The organism is Brevundimonas sp. GCM10030266 (assembly GCF_042666595.1).
In the GTDB taxonomy this organism is placed as follows: domain Bacteria; phylum Pseudomonadota; class Alphaproteobacteria; order Caulobacterales; family Caulobacteraceae; genus Brevundimonas.
In genome coordinates this window covers 610,569-626,177 of the sequence record NZ_JBHTCY010000002.1, presented here as the reverse complement: position 1 = coordinate 626,177, position 15,609 = coordinate 610,569, and the positions used below count along the sequence as shown (strand labels likewise).

Genomic DNA, 15,609 nt, shown 5'->3' with positions numbered 1-15,609 from the left:
GTCCGCTCCGGTTCCGCTCAGCGAAACCGATGGGGCGAACCAGCTCTTGCGAAGAAAGACCCGTGAAGTCGTCTGGCCCCGTCAGGGACCACTCGCTTCACTCATCTCTCGCGGCTTCCGAAGACGCCCCGCAGGAGTTGGCACCATCTCCAGGGATCGGGTGGATCACTGGAAGGTTGCCCCGGCGTCAAAGGGCCTATCCCTCAGCCGGTCTTGATGAGTGTCCTTACGGTGACGAACGCGAAGCGGGTCGTCAATCCCCCAGGATTGCTGCGATCGCAAATTCACAAGCTTGGCCTTAAACGGCAATATCAATCCTCTTTTAGCAAGAAACGAGCATCAAAAATGCTCAACTCGGAGTCAGGTGCGCTACAGTCGCAACAAAGTTTCCTGAATCATTGTCCGGCCACTTGCGCATTTCGCAAGTGCGGTAAACAGTTCGCAAATGCGTAATGTTATCCATTTGGGGAACTGAGATGACTCGACTTCGCAGCGGCCTGGCTCTCGGGCTCGGCCTTCTGGCCACACTGATTGCATCGGGGGCCAGTGCGGCGCCCGCCCTTCTGGCCCACCAGGTTCCGCTGGAACTGGACGGCGCCGGGACGGCCTGGCTGTCCACCTCGACGGCCCTTGTTCTGCTCATGACCCTCCCGGGTCTGGCGCTCTTCTACGGCGGCATGGTGCGCCGCAAGAACGTGATCGCGACGATCACCCAGTCGGTCGGCGTCTTCGCCGTGGCCACCCTGGTATGGTTCATCGCCGGCTATTCCATCGCCTTCGGTTCGGCCGGCGCGCTCGGCGGCTACCCGGCCGAGACGGTCAACCAGTTCATCGGCAGCTTCGACGCCATCTTCCTGAACGGGGTGGGCATGGAGACGGCGCACAGCCTGCTGCCGGGGATCCCGGAATTCGTCTTCCTCAGCTTCCAGCTGACCTTCGCCATCATCACGCCCGCCCTGGTCACCGGCGCCTTCGCCGAGCGACTGAAGTACACGGGCCTGCTGCTGTTCACGGCCCTGTGGTCGCTGCTGGTCTATGCGCCGATCGCCCACTGGGTCTGGGGCGGCGGCTTCCTCGGCGGCGCCGGGGTGCTGGACTTCGCCGGCGGCGCGGTCGTGCACGTCAACTCGGGCGTGGCCGGTCTGGTCTGCGCGCTCTTCCTCGGCGCCCGCAAGGGCTACGGCAAGGAGCCGATCATCGCTCACAACCCGGTGCTGACGATGATCGGCGCCTCGCTGCTGCTGGTCGGCTGGATCGGCTTCAACGCCGGCTCGGCGGGCGGCGCCAACTCGCTGGCGGGCGTGGCCCTGATCAACACTATCCTGGCCGCCGCCGCCGCCTCCATCACCTGGAAGATCGTCGAGGTCATCGAGAAGAAGAAGGCGTCGCTGATCGGCGTGCTGTCCGGCATCGTCGCCGGTCTGGTCGCCATCACCCCGGCCGCCGGTTTCGTGGACCCGAAGGGCGCTGTCCTCATCGGTCTGATCGCCGGTCCGGTCTGCTACGCCTCCTCGGTCTGGATCAAGAAGCTGCTCCGCTACGATGACTCGCTGGACGCCTTCGGCATCCACGGCGCGGGCGGTCTGGCCGGCGCCCTGCTGACCGGCGTGTTCGCCTCGACCGCGATCAACAGCCTGGGCGAGGGCGCCAATGTGTGGACCCAGTTCATCGGCCTGGTCTGGACCATCGCCTACAGCGCGATCGGCACCCTGGTCATCCTGATCATCTGCAAGTTCACCACCGGCCTGCGCGTCAGCGCCGAGGCGGAGGAAGAAGGTCTGGACACCCACCTGCACGGGGAAGCCCTGGAGTCCGTCTGACCTGAATAACAGGCCGGCGCGGATCCTCTCACCGCGCCGGCCGCCAGTAAGCGTGTGCGTGCCGATTTCAGAACAATGGGGATACAGACATGAAACTCGCCTTCGCTTCCGCTGCCGCCGTCGTCGCCCTTTTCGCGGCGGCCGGATCGGCCAACGCCCAGGACGTGTCCTGGAACGTCGGGGTGACCTCCGACTACGTCTACCGCGGCGCCAGCCAGACCAATGAAGAGTTCGCCATCCAGGGCGGTGTGGATCTGACCTTCGAGTCCGGCTTCTACGCCGGGGCCTGGGCCTCGGATGTGGACTTCGGTGACGACACCTCCGCCGAGGTCGATGTCTATGGCGGCTATCGCACCGAGGCGGGCGGCTTCGCGCTCGACTTCGGCGTGATCGGCTACCTCTATGTGGATGAGCCTACGGAGGCCGACTACTCCTTCGTGGAGTTCAAGGCCGCCGCCTCGCGGGCCTTCGGTCCGGTCACCCTCGGCGCAGCCGTCTACTTCTCGCCGGACTTCTTCGGTGTGGATGAGGAGGCGACCTATGTGGAGGCCAACGGCAGCTTCGCTCCGGCGGACAAGTGGACCGTCAGCGGCGCTGTCGGCCACCAGTCCCTGAACATCAGTGACGACTACACCACCTGGAACGCCGGCGTGGCCTACGCCGTGACGGAAAACCTCTCCATCGACGTCCGCTACCACGACACGGACGTGGATGCGCCGCTGTATGAGGGTCGCGCGGTCGGCTCGCTGAAATTCGCCTTCTGATCTGACTTATCTGACGGAGACAATGATCCGGGCGTCCCTTCCGTCCGGCCATGGCCGGCAAGACCTTGCCTCTCTGGCGGGTCTTGCCGGTTTGTCCTTTCAGAACGGTGGCGCTTTCCTGCAAAGACAGCATAGAAATTGCCTGAGCTGACCAAAGCCCCTACAAAGTTTGCAGTTGCGAAGAGGGTTGGCCTTGGCGTCCGTGAACCAGACTTTTGTTGTTGTCCCCCGCACCGGCCCGTCCAAGGCGCCGGCGGCGGATCGCGTTCACAACCACGCCGAAATCTACGCCGACTTCGCGCCCGAGGCGGGCAAGGGCCAGGCCAGCCGCTGCGCCCAGTGCGGCGTGCCCTTCTGCCAGTCCGCCTGTCCGCTGCAGAACAACATCCCCGACTGGCTGCGCCTCGCCGCCGAGGGCCGCGCCGAGGAGGCGTGGCGCCTGTCCGAGGCCACCTCGACCATGCCGGAAATCTGCGGCCGCATCTGTCCGCAGGATCGGCTGTGCGAAGGCGCCTGCACGCTCGAACAATCGGGCTGGGAGACGGTCACCATCGGTTCGGTCGAGCGCTGGCTGGGTGATCAGGCGTTCGAGAACGGCTGGGTCGATCCCATCCGTCCGCGCGCCGAGAAGGGCCAGTCCGTCGGCATCGTCGGGGCCGGTCCCGCGGGCCTCGCCGCCGCCGACCGTCTGCGCTCGGCGGGCTACGCCGTCACCGTCTATGACCGCCATGACCGCGCGGGCGGCCTGCTGACCTACGGCATTCCCGGCTTCAAGCTGGAGAAGCACGTCGTCGGCCGTCGCGTGGATCGTCTGATCGACGGCGGGGTCGAGTTCCGGCTGGGCGTCGATGTCGGCGGAGACCTGCCCTTCGCTGACGTCCGCGCCGCCCATGACGCCGTTCTGGTCGCCACCGGCGTCTATCAGGCCCGCCGCCTGACCGCCCCCGGCTGCGGCTCGGACGGCGTGGTCGCCGCGCTGGACTATCTGATCGCCTCGAACCGCAAGAGCTTCGGCGACGCGGTCCTGGCCTATGACGACGGCCCGCTGAATGCGGCGGGCAAGAAGGTGGTCGTCATCGGCGGCGGCGACACCGCCATGGACTGCCTGCGCACCGCCATCCGTCAGGGCGCGACCTCGGTCACCTGCCTGTACCGTCGCGACCGGGACAACATGCCCGGCAGCGCGCGCGAGACCACCAATGCGGAAGAGGAGGGCGTTGTCTTCGAATGGCTGGCCGCGCCGCGCGCCGTGCTGGGCGGTGCCTCGGGCGTCACCGGCGTGCGCGCGCAGCGCATGGCGCTGGCGGCCCAGTCCGCCGACGGCCGCTGGTCGGTCGAGCCGGTCCCGGGCGGCGAGTTCGACGTCGCCGCCGATCTGGTCATCGAGGCCCTGGGCTTCGAACCCGAAGACATGCCGACCCTGTTCGCCGAGCCCGATCTGGCCCTCACCGACTGGCGCACCATCCGCACCGCCGGCCACACCAAGGCGACCACGCTGGAGGGCGTCTTCGCCGCCGGCGACATCGTGCGCGGCGCCTCCCTGGTGGTCTGGGCCGTCCGTGACGGTCAGGATGCGGCGAGTGAAATTGATGCGTGGCTGTCCTCGCAACGGAGGGCTGCGGCATGACCTTTGACCTGACGAAATTCGAGGCCGACCGGCAGAAGCTGATCGACGCCCACGCCTATGATCCGGCCTCCGAGCGCGACGCCTGCGGCGTCGGTCTGGTCGCGGCCATCGACGGCAAGCCGCGTCGCGAGGTGGTCGATCTGGCGCTGAAGGCCCTGTCGGCCATCTGGCACCGGGGCGCCGTGGACGCCGACGGCAAGTCCGGCGACGGCGCCGGCATCCTCATCGGCCTGCCGCGCGCCTTCTTCGAGGGACAGGTGCGCGACGCCGGTCACGAGCCGCGCCCCGGCCCCATCGCCGTCGGCATGATCTTCCTGCCGCGCGTCGATCTGGGCGCCCAGGAACAGGCCCGCACCATCGTCGAGCGCGAGGTGCTGGCCGCCGGCTTCTGGCTGTACGGCTGGCGTCAGGTGCCGCACCGCGCCGAGGTGCTGGGCCAGCGCGCCGCCGCCACCCGCCCCGAGATCGAGCAGATCATGCTGGCCCCGCCCGAGGGGCTGGAGGGCGAGGATCTGGAGCGCGCCCTGTATCTGCTGCGTCGCCGGATCGAGGCCCGCGCCACGGCAGCCGGGCTGCAGCATTTCTACGTCTGCTCCCTGTCGGCGCGGTCGGTGATCTACAAGGGGATGATGTTGGCCGAGGCCCTGGCCGACTTCTATCCCGACCTGACCGACCCGCGGGTCGAGGCCAATGTCGCCCTGTTCCACCAGCGCTATTCGACCAACACCTTCCCCGAGTGGCGGCTGGCCCAGCCCTTCCGCATGCTGGCCCACAACGGCGAGATCAACACCCTGCGCGGCAACGCCAACTGGATGCGCAGCCACGAGATCCGCATGACCGCCGAGGCTTTCGGCGCCGACGATGCGACCGTCAAGCCGGTGATCCAGCCGGGCGGCTCGGACTCCGCCGCGCTGGACAATGTGTTCGAGGTGCTGGTCCGCGCCGGGCGTCCGGCGCCCATGGTCAAGGCCCTGCTGATCCCCGAGGCGCCGATCGACGGCGTCATCTCGGATGATCACCGCGCCCTCTACGCCTACTGCAACGCGGTGATGGAGCCGTGGGACGGCCCGGCGGCGATCTGCGCCACCGACGGCCGCTGGGTCGTGGCGGGCAAGGACCGCAACGGCCTGCGCCCCCTGCGCGCCGCCGAGACCGTCGACGGCCTGCTGATCTGCGGCTCGGAAGCGGGGATGACCGGCGTGTCCGACGATCGCATTGCTCGTCGTCTGCACATCAACGGCGGCCGCATGATCGCCGTCGATCTGGAAGCCGGCCAGTTGTTCGATGAGACCCAGACCATCGACCGCCTGGCGGCCAAGCATCCCTATCGCGAATGGCTGTCCAACATGGTCGCGCTGGAGCCGCTGGTCGGCCCCGGCGAGGAGCCGCGCAAGCTGGAAGGCGAGGCCCTGACCCGCTTCCAGGCCGCCGTCGGCTGGACGCAGGAGGACATCGAATCCCTGCTCGACCCCATGGCCGGCGACGGCAAGGAGGCGGTCGGCTCCATGGGCGACGACACTCCGCCGGCGGTCCTGTCCGAACAGTCGCGCCCCTTCGCCCACTATTTCCGGCAGGCCTTCGCCCAGGTCACCAACCCGCCCATCGATTCCCTGCGTGAAGCGGGGGCCATGAGCCTGCGAACCCGGTTCAAGAACCTGGGCAACATCCTCGCCCAGGACGAGACCCAGACCCGGGTCTTCATGCTGGACAGCCCGGTGCTGACGACCGGCATGTACGAGCGGATGCTGGACGTCGTCGGCGCCGGCTCGACCACGGTCATCGACTGCACCTTCGCCGCGCCGGTCGCGGGCGAACGTGAAGGCGACGCCCTGCGCGCCGCTCTGGACCGCATCCGCGACGAGGCCGTCGCCGCCGCGAAGGGCGGGGCGGGGCTGATCGTCCTGACCGACGAACGGGCGGGCGAGGATCGTCCGCTGATCCCGATGATCCTGGCCACGGCGGCGGTGCACGGCCGCCTGATCGAGGCGGGTCTGCGCACCTATTGTTCGCTGGTTGTCCGCTCGGCCGAGGCCATCGACGCTCACGCCTTCGCCGTGCTGGTCGGTTGCGGCGCGACGGCGGTCAACGCCTGGCTGGCGCAGGAGACTTTCCTCGAGCGTCTGCAGTCGGGTCGCTATCCCGGCCTGTCCCTGCGCGACGCCTGCCTGAACCACCGGGCGGCGGTCGAGGCGGGTCTGATGAAGATCCTCGCCAAGAAGGGCATCTCGGTCATCTCCGCCTATCGCGGGGCCTGCGAGTTCGAGGCCCTCGGCCTGTCGCGGGCGCTGGTGGCCGAGTTCTTCCCCGGCATGACCTCGCGCATCTCCGGCGTCGGTCTGGCGGGCATCGAGGAGCAGTCGGTGGCCAAGGCCGCGCGGGGCTTCTCCACCGACCGGGCGCGCCTGCGCATCGGCGGCGCCCACCGCATCCGGGCGGGCGAGGAGACCCACGCCTGGGACGCCGAAATGATCCACCGCCTGCAGGACGCCACCACGCGCGGCGACTACAAGCGGTTCAAGGCCTACAGCCGCCGGGCGCGCGAGTTACCCGCCACGGCCCTGCGCGACCTGCTGGACTTCCGCGAGGCCCTGCCGATCCCGCTGGAGGAGGTCGAGAGCGTCAACGAAATCCGCAAGCGCTTCGTCACCCCCGGCATGTCGCTGGGCGCCCTGTCGCCGGAAGCGCACGAGACGCTGAACATCGCCATGAACCGCATCGGCGCCCGCTCGGTCTCGGGCGAGGGCGGCGAGGATCCGGAGCGCTACCACCCGCGTCCGAACGGCGACAATCCGAACAGCGCGGTCAAGCAGATCGCCTCGGGCCGCTTCGGCGTCACGGCCGAATATCTGAACCAGTGCCGCGAGATCGAGATCAAGGTGGCCCAGGGCGCCAAGCCCGGCGAGGGCGGCCAGCTGCCCGGCTTCAAGGTCACCGAGTTCATCGCCCGCATGCGTCACTCGACGCCGGGCGTCGGTCTGATCAGCCCGCCGCCGCACCACGACATCTATTCGATCGAGGATCTGGCCCAGCTCATCTACGACCTGAAGCAGATCAATCCGGTCGCCCGGGTGACGGTGAAGCTGGTGGCCTCGTCGGGCATCGGGGCGGTGGCCGCGGGCGTCGCCAAGGCCAAGGCCGACATCATTCTGGTCGCCGGCCACAACGGCGGCACCGGCGCCTCGGCCATGGGTTCGATCAAGCACGCCGGCATGCCGTGGGAGCTGGGCCTGTCCGAAGCCCATCAGGTGCTCAGCCTGAACGGCCTGCGCGGCCACGTCCGCCTGCGCACCGACGGCGGCATCAAGACCGGACGTGACGTCGTGGTCGCCGCCATGCTGGGCGCCGAGGAGTACGGCATCGGCACCGCCAGCCTGATCGCGGTCGGCTGCCTGATGGTCCGTCAGTGCCACTCCAACACCTGCCCGGTCGGGGTCTGCGTGCAGGACGAGCGCCTGCGCGCCATGTTCACCGGCACGGCGGACAAGGTGGTCAACCTGTTCAGCTTCATCGCCGAGGAGACGCGTGAGGTTCTGGCCTCGCTCGGCCTGCGCTCGCTGGATGAGGCCGTGGGCCGCACTGACCTGCTGAAGCAGATTTCGCGCGGCAGCGAGCATCTGGACGACCTCGACCTGAACCCCCTGCTGGTGCGGGTGGGCGAGGGCGATGCGCGCCAGCCCGCCGACGCGCCGCGCAATGCGGTGCCGGACGCGCTGGACGCCCGCATCGTGCAGGACGCCGAGCCCTTCCTGGCCCGGCGCGAGAAGATGCAGCTGACCTATTCGGTCGCCAACACCCAGCGCTCGATCGGCACGCGCCTGTCCTCGCACATCGTGCGGACCTACGGCTCGGACCTGCCGGACGGCCACCTGACCCTGAACCTGCGCGGCGCCGGCGGTCAGTCGCTGGCCGCCTGGGGCATGAAGGGCCTGCGGATCATCCTCGACGGCGAGGCCAACGACTATGTTGGCAAGGGCCTGTCGGGCGCCGAGATCATCGTCCGTCCGCCGTCATGGCAGGCGGGCGCGGCGGTCATCGGCAACACCTGCCTGTACGGCGCGACCGGCGGCAAGCTGTTCGCGGCGGGCGCGGCGGGCGAGCGCTTCGCCGTCCGCAACTCGGGCGCCACGGCGGTCATCGAAGGCTGCGGCGCGCACGGGTGCGAATACATGACCGGCGGCGCCGTGGTGGTGCTGGGTTCGACCGGCTGGAATTTCGGCGCCGGCATGAGCGGCGGCGAAGCCTTCATCCACGACCCCGAAGGCACGGCCCACCTGCGCCTCAGCGACGCCTCCGTGGTCACCGGCGTGGTCATGGGCGAGGCGGGCCAGCGCCTCCACGACCTCGTCTCCCGCCACGCGGCGGAGACCGGCTCCCCGCTGGCCCGCCGCCTGCTGGAGACCTGGACGGTCGCCGTCACCCACTTCCGCCACGTGCTCCCGCGCGAGGAAGCGGCGGCGGTGAAGGCGAAGCGGGCGTAATCGACGGCCGGTGTCGTGGCGTGGCCGATATGACCTAGAGCAGGTCGTAGGATACGGCGCACCCCGCCGAAGCGATGGCACCATTGTTCACCTGTCCGCTGAAGGGCTTGGTGAGCCTCGCGCCGACCACGCAATTCGAGGTGCAGGGAATGGTATATCCGCCAGGGCCCGCCGCGCCCTGGAAGTGATACTGGATGCTGGTCACCATGATCGGCCGCGGAAGGTTGTTGGTGACGATACAGTTCACATAGGGGCCGAAAGAGATCGCCGTCGTCACCGGCGGAACCTGTGAATCCGCCACGCCTGCGGTCACGAACAAACAGCCGGTGCTCGCGAGCATCGCCAGTCGAAGTTTGGTCATTCTAGCGTCCTCCTGAGATCAAAACCAAAGCGCGTTCAACAATCTTGTCGGCCAAAAACGCCCGCCCGCAGCCGCCAGAACAGCTGGACAGTGCTAGCTCACGGCATGCTCGCCGCATTCTGGCCGTCGCAGTCCGGGACAGCCGGATTACCGGAAGAGGGACTGATCACAGGTCACGCCATCGACGGATACGGCGCCGCCGACGACGCCGTTCGAGTTGACATACTGTCGAAGGAGGACTTCCCGTCCGGGCGGCACCAGTTGATAGCTGGCCGCATAGGATGTCGGGCCGAACTTGAAGCAGACCGCTTGCGACGACCTGTTTATGGCCCAGAGTTCGCCTGAGTCATTGCTGTCGTCCAGGAAGGCTGTCGCGTCTCTCCGTATCCGCAGTTCCGCGTGCGCCGAACCGTCCGGCAGAGCGCCGACGATCGAGGTGTCGACGGTCATGGCGCAGCCGGAAAGGCTTGCCGAGGCGGCGAGAACAAGCACGGGCAGGATCGTTCGTGGGGAGACGTTCATGTCTGTTGGACCGTAGAAGGAGAACTGAAGGCGAGGTGTGCACGGCACGGATAGAGGCCGCAGCCTCAAGTCCTTGGCGTCATTGTTACCTTGGCGACACCAAGCCATTGTCCATATGGCGAAACCTGCGTCATACCTTGCCGGAGGTATAAATCGGGCAGCACTCCGGGGGGATGCGTGGCGCTGATAGATGTCATCTATGACGCGGTGGGCGATGACAGCGCCTACGCCGCCCTGCCACAGGCGTTGGCCGCTGCCGCCGGAGGGCGGTCCGCGACTTGGCATTTCTTCGGCGCCGACGGCGCGGTCGAGATGGGCTCGACCTATTTTGATGCCGCCATGAACGCCTACTACATCGACAGGGGCATTGATCGACTTGACGTCTGGCGCACCGATGTCGTGGCTCAGGCGCGGACAGGTCGGGTGCTCTGCTCGGACGACCTGATGTCCCGGGCAGACTTTTCACGGTCTGCCTTCTTCAACGAGTTTTTCCGTAAGTTCGGCGACGACACGGGCGTGAGTCTGGGCGCGGTGATGCCGACGCGAGACGGCATCCTCAGCTTTGGAATCCAGCGCGCGGTGTCGGCTGCCTCCTTTTCGGATCAGGAGCGGGCAAACATATCCGACGCCCTGCCCCATCTCAGGCGCATGATCGAGGTGCGGCGCAGGCTCGACGCGGAGAGACGCACGGCGCGCATGGCCGGTCCCTTGCTCGACAGACTGTCCGCAGCCTTGCTGGTGGTGGACGCTGAAGCGCGGGTTCTGCATGGCAATGACGCAGCGCACGGATTGCTGTCGAGCGGTGACGTCCTGACCACGCGCGACCGACGGCTGGAGGCGATGGACGCCAGGCAGACGCGTGAGCTGCGGGCTCTTGTCCTGCAGGCCGCGACCGGAACAGCGGGTCGGAGCGGCGCCCTGCATCTGGACTGCCGGGGTGGCGGTCCCGCGCGACGAGCCATGGTCACGTCGCACATCCAGCCCGACAGCATTCGTCGGTGCCTGATCATCGTCGAAGCGCCGCCCCGTCCCAGTGTACGACGCCGCGAAGCCCTGAGGGCGCTCTACGCCCTGACCGCTGCGGAGGGGGAAATCATGGAGTGTCTGGCCCGGGGGCAATCCCCCGAAGCGATCGCTGAATTGCGCGGCGTTTCCATACAGACCATCCAGGTACAGATGAGGTCTTTGCGAGCCAAGACCGGTGCCTCCCGGCTGGCGGAACTGGTCGCTCTCGGCGCGGGCCTGCTCAGCTACGACTAACTGTGAAGTCTCAACGGGCTGGGTCTGTTCACGAAAAAGGGGAGGCCGTTGCCAGCCTCCCCTTCGTCATTTCAGCCTTGAACCGGAAGCCTCAGCTCTCGGTCTCCCAGCCGCCCGCCAGCGCCTTGAACAGGGCGATCTGGTAGGTGGTGACCTGGGCGTTCGAGGCGGCCAGCTGGGCGTCGGCGGCGGCCAGGGTCCGCTCCGAATCCAGCACCGTCAGGAAGCTGTCGGCGCCGGCGTCGAAGCGCAGGCGCGACAGGCGGGCGGCGTTGGCGGCCTGATCCCGCGCCGACTGCAGGGCCGACCGGCGGTCCAGCTCGTTGGCGTAGTTGGCCAGGGCCGTTTCCGTCTCCTGCAGCGCCACCAGAACCGTCTGGTCGAACGTCGCCAGGGCGGCGTCCGAACCGGCCGAGGCCTGTTCGATCCGCGCGCGGGCGGCGAAGACGTTCGGGAACGACCAGCTGATCAGCGGACCGACCGAGAAGCGGAAGTTCTCGCTGTCGCCCAGACCGTCCGCGTCCAGCGCCGTGGCCCCGGCGGAGCCGCCGAGGGTGATGCGCGGGAAGAGGTCCGCGGTGGCCACGTTCACCCGCGCCGCCGCGGCGGCCAGGTTGCGCTCGGCCTGACGGATGTCAGGACGACGGGCCAGCAGCGCCGCGCCGTCGCCGACCGGGATCGGCTGGCTCAGTTGCGGCGGGGTCTGGCAGACGCGGGCCGCCGTGCTGGCTTCCGCCGGGGTGCGCCCGGTCAGGGTGGCCAGACGGAACAGGGCGCCGTCACGCTGGGCCCGCAGGGGCGGCAGGGTCGAACGGGTCGACTCCAGCGCCGAGCGGGCGCGGGCGACGTCCAGCCCGTTGCCCGAACCGGCGTCCAGCAGACCCTGCGTCAGACGGACGGTGTCCGACTGCAGCTCGATGGTCCGCTCCGCCACCGCGATCTGCGCGTTGGCCGAGCAGGCGTCGGCATAGGCCCGGGCCGTTTCCGCCGCGACCGTGACCCGGACGATGTCCAGGGCGGCCTCGGCGGCGGCGGCGTCCGCGCGGGCGGCGCGGATGGTCGACTCGACGCGGCCGAAGAGATCAACCTCGTACGAGACGTCCAGACCGGCCGTATAGGTGTCCACGTCGGGCGCGTTTTCACCGGGGGGCAGGGTGCCCGCCGGCAGGGTGGCGGCCGAGGCGCGGCTGTTGGTGTAGCCGGCCTGGGTCGTGGTCGAGGGGAAGCGACCGACGCGCGCCTCGCCCAGCGCCGCGCGGACGCGACGCAGGTTGGCGGCGGCGGCCTCGAGCTCGTTGTTCTCGGTCAGCGCCTGCTGGACCAGACCGTCGAGGGTCGGGTCGTTGTACAGGCGCCACCAGTCATCGCGAGCCGAAGAGGTCGAGACCGCCGGTGAGGCGGTCCCGATGAAGGCGCCCGACGCTGAGGGGGGAAGGGTAGCGTCAGGCGCCTTCGGCCCGACCGCGCACGACGCCAGCAGGAGGCTGGCCCCGGCGGTTGCGGTCAGGAACCGGAGAGAGGGTTGGATAGTCATCAGGCGTCTCCCGAGCGGACCGTAGCGGTGTCCGCGTCGTGCGGCGGCAGGCCGCCGGTGGTGGGAATCTCACGCTCCTTCTTCGGCGCGCCCGGCAGCTTGGAGGCCACCCAGCGCATGACGACGTAGAAGACCGGCGTGAAGATCAGGCCGAAGAAGGTCACGCCCAGCATGCCGGAGACGACCGCGGTGCCCAGCGACTGGCGCATTTCGGCGCCGGGGCCGGACGCCAGCATCAGCGGCAGCACGCCGAAGATGAAGGCGAACGAGGTCATCAGGATCGGACGCAGACGGGTCTGGGCGGCACGCACGGCGGCGTCCCAGCGGTTCAGACCTTCGTCCTCGGCCTGCTTGGCGAACTCCACGATCAGAATGGCGTTCTTGGCCGCCAGGGCGATCAGAACCACCAGACCGATCTGAACAAGGATGTTGTTGTCCAGACCTCGCAGGTTGACCCCGATCATGGCCGCGAGAATGCACATCGGAACGATGAGCACGACCGCCATCGGAAGCGTGAAGGCTTCGTACTGCGCCGCCAGCACCAGGAAGACGAAGACCACGGCCATGAGGAAGATCAGGGTCGCGCCGCCCGAGGCCTGCTTCTCCTGCAGGGCCAGACCGGTCCACTCGTACGAGAAGCCCGGGGGCAGGGTGGCTTCGGCCAGTTTCTCCATCTCGGTGATGGCCTGACCGGACGAGACGCCGCCCGCCGCCTGACCCTGCAGCTCGGCTGCCGGGAACAGGTTGTAGCGAACGATCCGCGCCGGACCGGAGTCCTCCCGCAGATTGGCCACCGAACCGATCGGCACCATGGCGCCGGTGGCGGAACGGGTCTTCAGGTTGGCGATGTCCGCCATGTCGTCACGCGACGTCGGTTCCGCCTGCGCCGTCACCCGGAAGGTGCGGCCCAGGAAGTTGAAGTCGTTGACGTAGGACGAGCCCAGATAGACGCCCAGGGTGTCGAACACCGACGAGGGCTGGACGCCCATCATCAGCGCCTTGTCACGATCGACGTCGGCGGCGATGCGCGGCGAACCGGTGTTGTAGGTCGAGAAGACCTGCTGCACCTGGTCCGGCGCCTGGGCGGCGGCGCCCATCATGGCGAAGGTCGAGCCTTCCAGCGCGCGATAGCCCGCGCCGGAGGTGTCCTGCACCATCATCTGGAAGCCGTTGCCGTTGCCCAGACCCTGAACCGCGGGCGGGGCGATGACGAAGATCTGCGCGTCCTCGATGCCCATGGTGGCGCCGGTGATCGCGCCGGCCAGGGCGGCGGCGCCCTGTTCGGCCGTCTTGCGGTCGTCGAAGGCGTCCAGTCGGATGAAGATGGTCGCCGCGTTGGAGCCGAACGAGAAGCTGGTGCCGTCCAGACCGGCGAAGGCGACCATGCCCTCGACGCCCTCGGTCGACTTGATGATGTCCGAGGCGGTCTTCATCACCGCTTCGGTGCGTTCCAGCGACGAGCCCGGCGGCAGTTGCACGACGCCGATCAGGAAGCCCTGGTCCTGCTCCGGAATGAAGCCGGACGGGGTGTCCATCAGGCGCCAGCCGGTCAGACCCAGCAGACCCACGTAGATGATCAGCACGATGCCGACCGTGCGCACCAGACGCGCGGTCAGGCGGCCGTACTTGTTCGACAGCCAGTCGAAGCCCTCGTTGAACTTGCGACCGGCGTAACCGCCGTAATAGGCGACCGAACCCAGCACGCCCGGCTTGCGCTTGTGGTCATGCTCCTTGTGCGGCTTCAGCAGCAGCGCGGCCATGGCCGGCGACAGCGTTAGCGACACCAGCAGCGACACGACCGAGGCGGTCGTGATGACGATGGCGAACTCGCGGTAGAAGATGCCGGGAATGCCCGGCACGAACATGGTCGGCACGAACACCGCGACCAGCACCAGGCCGATCGAAATCAGGGCGCCCGACACTTCTTCCATGGAGCGGTAGGCCGCTTCCTTGGGCGTCAGGCCCTCGCGGATGTAGCGCTCCACGTTCTCGACCACGACGATGGCGTCGTCGACGACGATGCCGACCGCGAGGACCAGGGCGAACAGGCTGAGCGAGTTGATCGAATAGCCCAGCATCAGCTGGACGGCGAAGGTCGCCACCAGCGCCACCGGGATGGCCACGATCGGGATGATCGCCGCCCGCCAGGTCTGCAGGAAGACGATGACCACCAGCATGACCAGGATCACGGCTTCGAACAGGGTGTGCTGCACGGCCTCGACCGAGGCCGCGACGAACTCCGTCGGGTTGTAGGCGATGGAGATGTCCATGCCCTGCGGCAGCTCGGCCTTGAAGGCCTCGACTTCGGCCATGACGCGGTCGGCGGTGCCCAGGGCGTTGGCGCCCGGTTGCTGCACGATCGCGATGCCGACGCCCTGACGGCCGTCGAAGAAGCCCTTGATGCCGTAGTCCTGGGCGCCGAGTTCGACACGCGCGACGTCACGGACGCGGGTTACGCGACCTTGGGCGTCGGTCTTGATGACGATGTTGGCGAACTCGTTCGGGTCGCTCAGACGGCCCTGCACCTGCACCGGCAGCTGGAAGGCCGCGGCGTTGGTGGGGAAGGGCGGCTGGCCGATCGAACCGGCGGCGGCCTGGACGTTCTGGGCCTGCAGGGCGGCGACGATGTCCGGTCCGGTCAGGTCGCGCGCGGCGGCCTTGGCCGGGTCGATCCAGACCCGCATGGAGTAGTTGCCGCCGCCGAAGATCGAGACGTTCCCGACCCCCTCGATCCGCAGCAGACGGTCCCGCAGCGTCGAGTTGGCGTAGTTGCCGACGTAGTCGTTATCCAGCGATCCGTTGGGCGACGTGAGCCCCAGGATCATCAGGAAGCCCGACTCCTGCTTGTTCACGGTCACGCCGATCTGGCGCACCTGGGCAGGGAGTTTCGGCTCCGCCAGGGCCACGCGGTTCTGAACCAGAACCTGCGCCGCATCCAGATCGGTGCCGGGCTGGAAGGTCACAGTGATCGCCACCGTCCCGTCCGATGTGGACGAGGACGACAGGTACAGCATGCCCTCTACCCCGTTCACCTCCTGCTCGATCGGGGCGGAGACGGTCTCCGCCACGGTCTCTGCCGAGGCGCCCGGATAGGCGGTGTTGACGGTGATGGTGGGCGGCGCGATCTCCGGATACTGCGACAGCGGCAGCAGCGGGTACGCGAACACCCCGATCAGGGTGATGAACACCGAGATCACGGCCGCGAAGATCGGCCTGTCGATGAAGAAGCGTGAGATGTTCATT

The 15,609-nt window shown here is 68.1% G+C and carries 9 protein-coding genes and 1 riboswitch; of the genes, 5 read left to right on the top strand and 4 right to left on the bottom strand.

Annotated elements, in window-relative coordinates; genetic code table 11:
* Window positions 1-98 precede the first annotated feature (98 nt).
* Window positions 99-223: riboswitch (SAM riboswitch) on the bottom strand.
* 253 nt (window positions 224-476) lie between these two features.
* The 4 genes from ACFQQC_RS09620 to gltB all read left to right on the top strand — a co-directional run bounded on the left by ACFQQC_RS09620 (window position 477) and on the right by gltB (window position 8,689).
* The gene (locus tag ACFQQC_RS09620) at window positions 477-1,820 is read left to right on the top strand and encodes an ammonium transporter (protein WP_376862032.1); all 1,344 of its coding nucleotides are present in this window, start codon (window positions 477-479) and stop codon (window positions 1,818-1,820) included.
* Between the two features lie 89 nt (window positions 1,821-1,909).
* On the top strand, window positions 1,910-2,584 hold the full coding sequence (locus ACFQQC_RS09615; protein WP_376862030.1) for a TorF family putative porin: 675 nt from the start codon (window positions 1,910-1,912) through the stop codon (window positions 2,582-2,584).
* Between the two features lie 193 nt (window positions 2,585-2,777).
* Complete coding sequence (locus ACFQQC_RS09610) at window positions 2,778-4,211, top strand: NAD(P)-dependent oxidoreductase (RefSeq protein ID WP_376862028.1); 1,434 nt, start codon at window positions 2,778-2,780, stop codon at window positions 4,209-4,211.
* Window positions 4,208-8,689, top strand: coding sequence for a glutamate synthase large subunit (gltB, locus tag ACFQQC_RS09605; RefSeq protein ID WP_376862026.1), 4,482 nt, complete (start codon window positions 4,208-4,210; stop codon window positions 8,687-8,689). The genes ACFQQC_RS09610 and gltB overlap by 4 nt, the downstream gene beginning before the upstream one ends.
* A 34-nt stretch (window positions 8,690-8,723) precedes the next feature.
* On the opposite strand, the gene ACFQQC_RS09600 is transcribed toward gltB, so the two are convergent.
* Both ACFQQC_RS09600 and ACFQQC_RS09595 read right to left on the bottom strand, forming a co-directional pair.
* The gene (locus tag ACFQQC_RS09600; RefSeq protein ID WP_376862024.1) at window positions 8,724-9,050 is read right to left on the bottom strand and encodes a hypothetical protein; all 327 of its coding nucleotides are present in this window, start codon (window positions 9,048-9,050) and stop codon (window positions 8,724-8,726) included.
* Between the two features lie 147 nt (window positions 9,051-9,197).
* The gene (locus tag ACFQQC_RS09595; RefSeq protein ID WP_376862023.1) at window positions 9,198-9,542 is read right to left on the bottom strand and encodes a hypothetical protein; all 345 of its coding nucleotides are present in this window, start codon (window positions 9,540-9,542) and stop codon (window positions 9,198-9,200) included.
* Window positions 9,543-9,749: 207 nt separating this feature from the next.
* Here ACFQQC_RS09595 and ACFQQC_RS09590 point away from each other — a divergent pair, with 207 nt between their 5' ends.
* Entirely contained in the window at window positions 9,750-10,832 is a 1,083-nt protein-coding gene (locus ACFQQC_RS09590) for a helix-turn-helix transcriptional regulator (protein WP_376862022.1), read from the top strand.
* Window positions 10,833-10,923: 91 nt separating this feature from the next.
* Here the strand turns inward: ACFQQC_RS09590 and ACFQQC_RS09585 are convergent, their stop codons facing one another.
* Window positions 10,924-12,366: an efflux transporter outer membrane subunit gene (locus ACFQQC_RS09585; RefSeq protein ID WP_376862021.1), complete on the bottom strand. Its 1,443-nt coding sequence runs from the start codon at window positions 12,364-12,366 to the stop codon at window positions 10,924-10,926.
* Complete coding sequence (locus tag ACFQQC_RS09580) at window positions 12,366-15,608, bottom strand: efflux RND transporter permease subunit (RefSeq protein ID WP_376862020.1); 3,243 nt, start codon at window positions 15,606-15,608, stop codon at window positions 12,366-12,368. Before ACFQQC_RS09580 ends, ACFQQC_RS09585 begins: the two co-directional genes overlap by 1 nt.
* Window position 15,609 lies beyond the last annotated feature (1 nt).

What these genes read in the sequence shown, in the direction of transcription:
- ACFQQC_RS09585 (WP_376862021.1), bottom strand. Translation starts at nt 12,366, where the DNA reads ATGACTATCCAACCCTCTCTCCGGTTCCTGACCGCAACCGCCGGGGCC.
- ACFQQC_RS09600 (WP_376862024.1), bottom strand. Translation starts at nt 9,050, where the DNA reads ATGACCAAACTTCGACTGGCGATGCTCGCGAGCACCGGCTGTTTGTTC.
- ACFQQC_RS09620 (WP_376862032.1), top strand. Translation starts at nt 477, where the DNA reads ATGACTCGACTTCGCAGCGGCCTGGCTCTCGGGCTCGGCCTTCTGGCC.
- ACFQQC_RS09615 (WP_376862030.1), top strand. Translation starts at nt 1,910, where the DNA reads ATGAAACTCGCCTTCGCTTCCGCTGCCGCCGTCGTCGCCCTTTTCGCG.
- ACFQQC_RS09580 (WP_376862020.1), bottom strand. Translation starts at nt 15,608, where the DNA reads ATGAACATCTCACGCTTCTTCATCGACAGGCCGATCTTCGCGGCCGTG.
- gltB (WP_376862026.1), top strand. Translation starts at nt 4,208, where the DNA reads ATGACCTTTGACCTGACGAAATTCGAGGCCGACCGGCAGAAGCTGATC.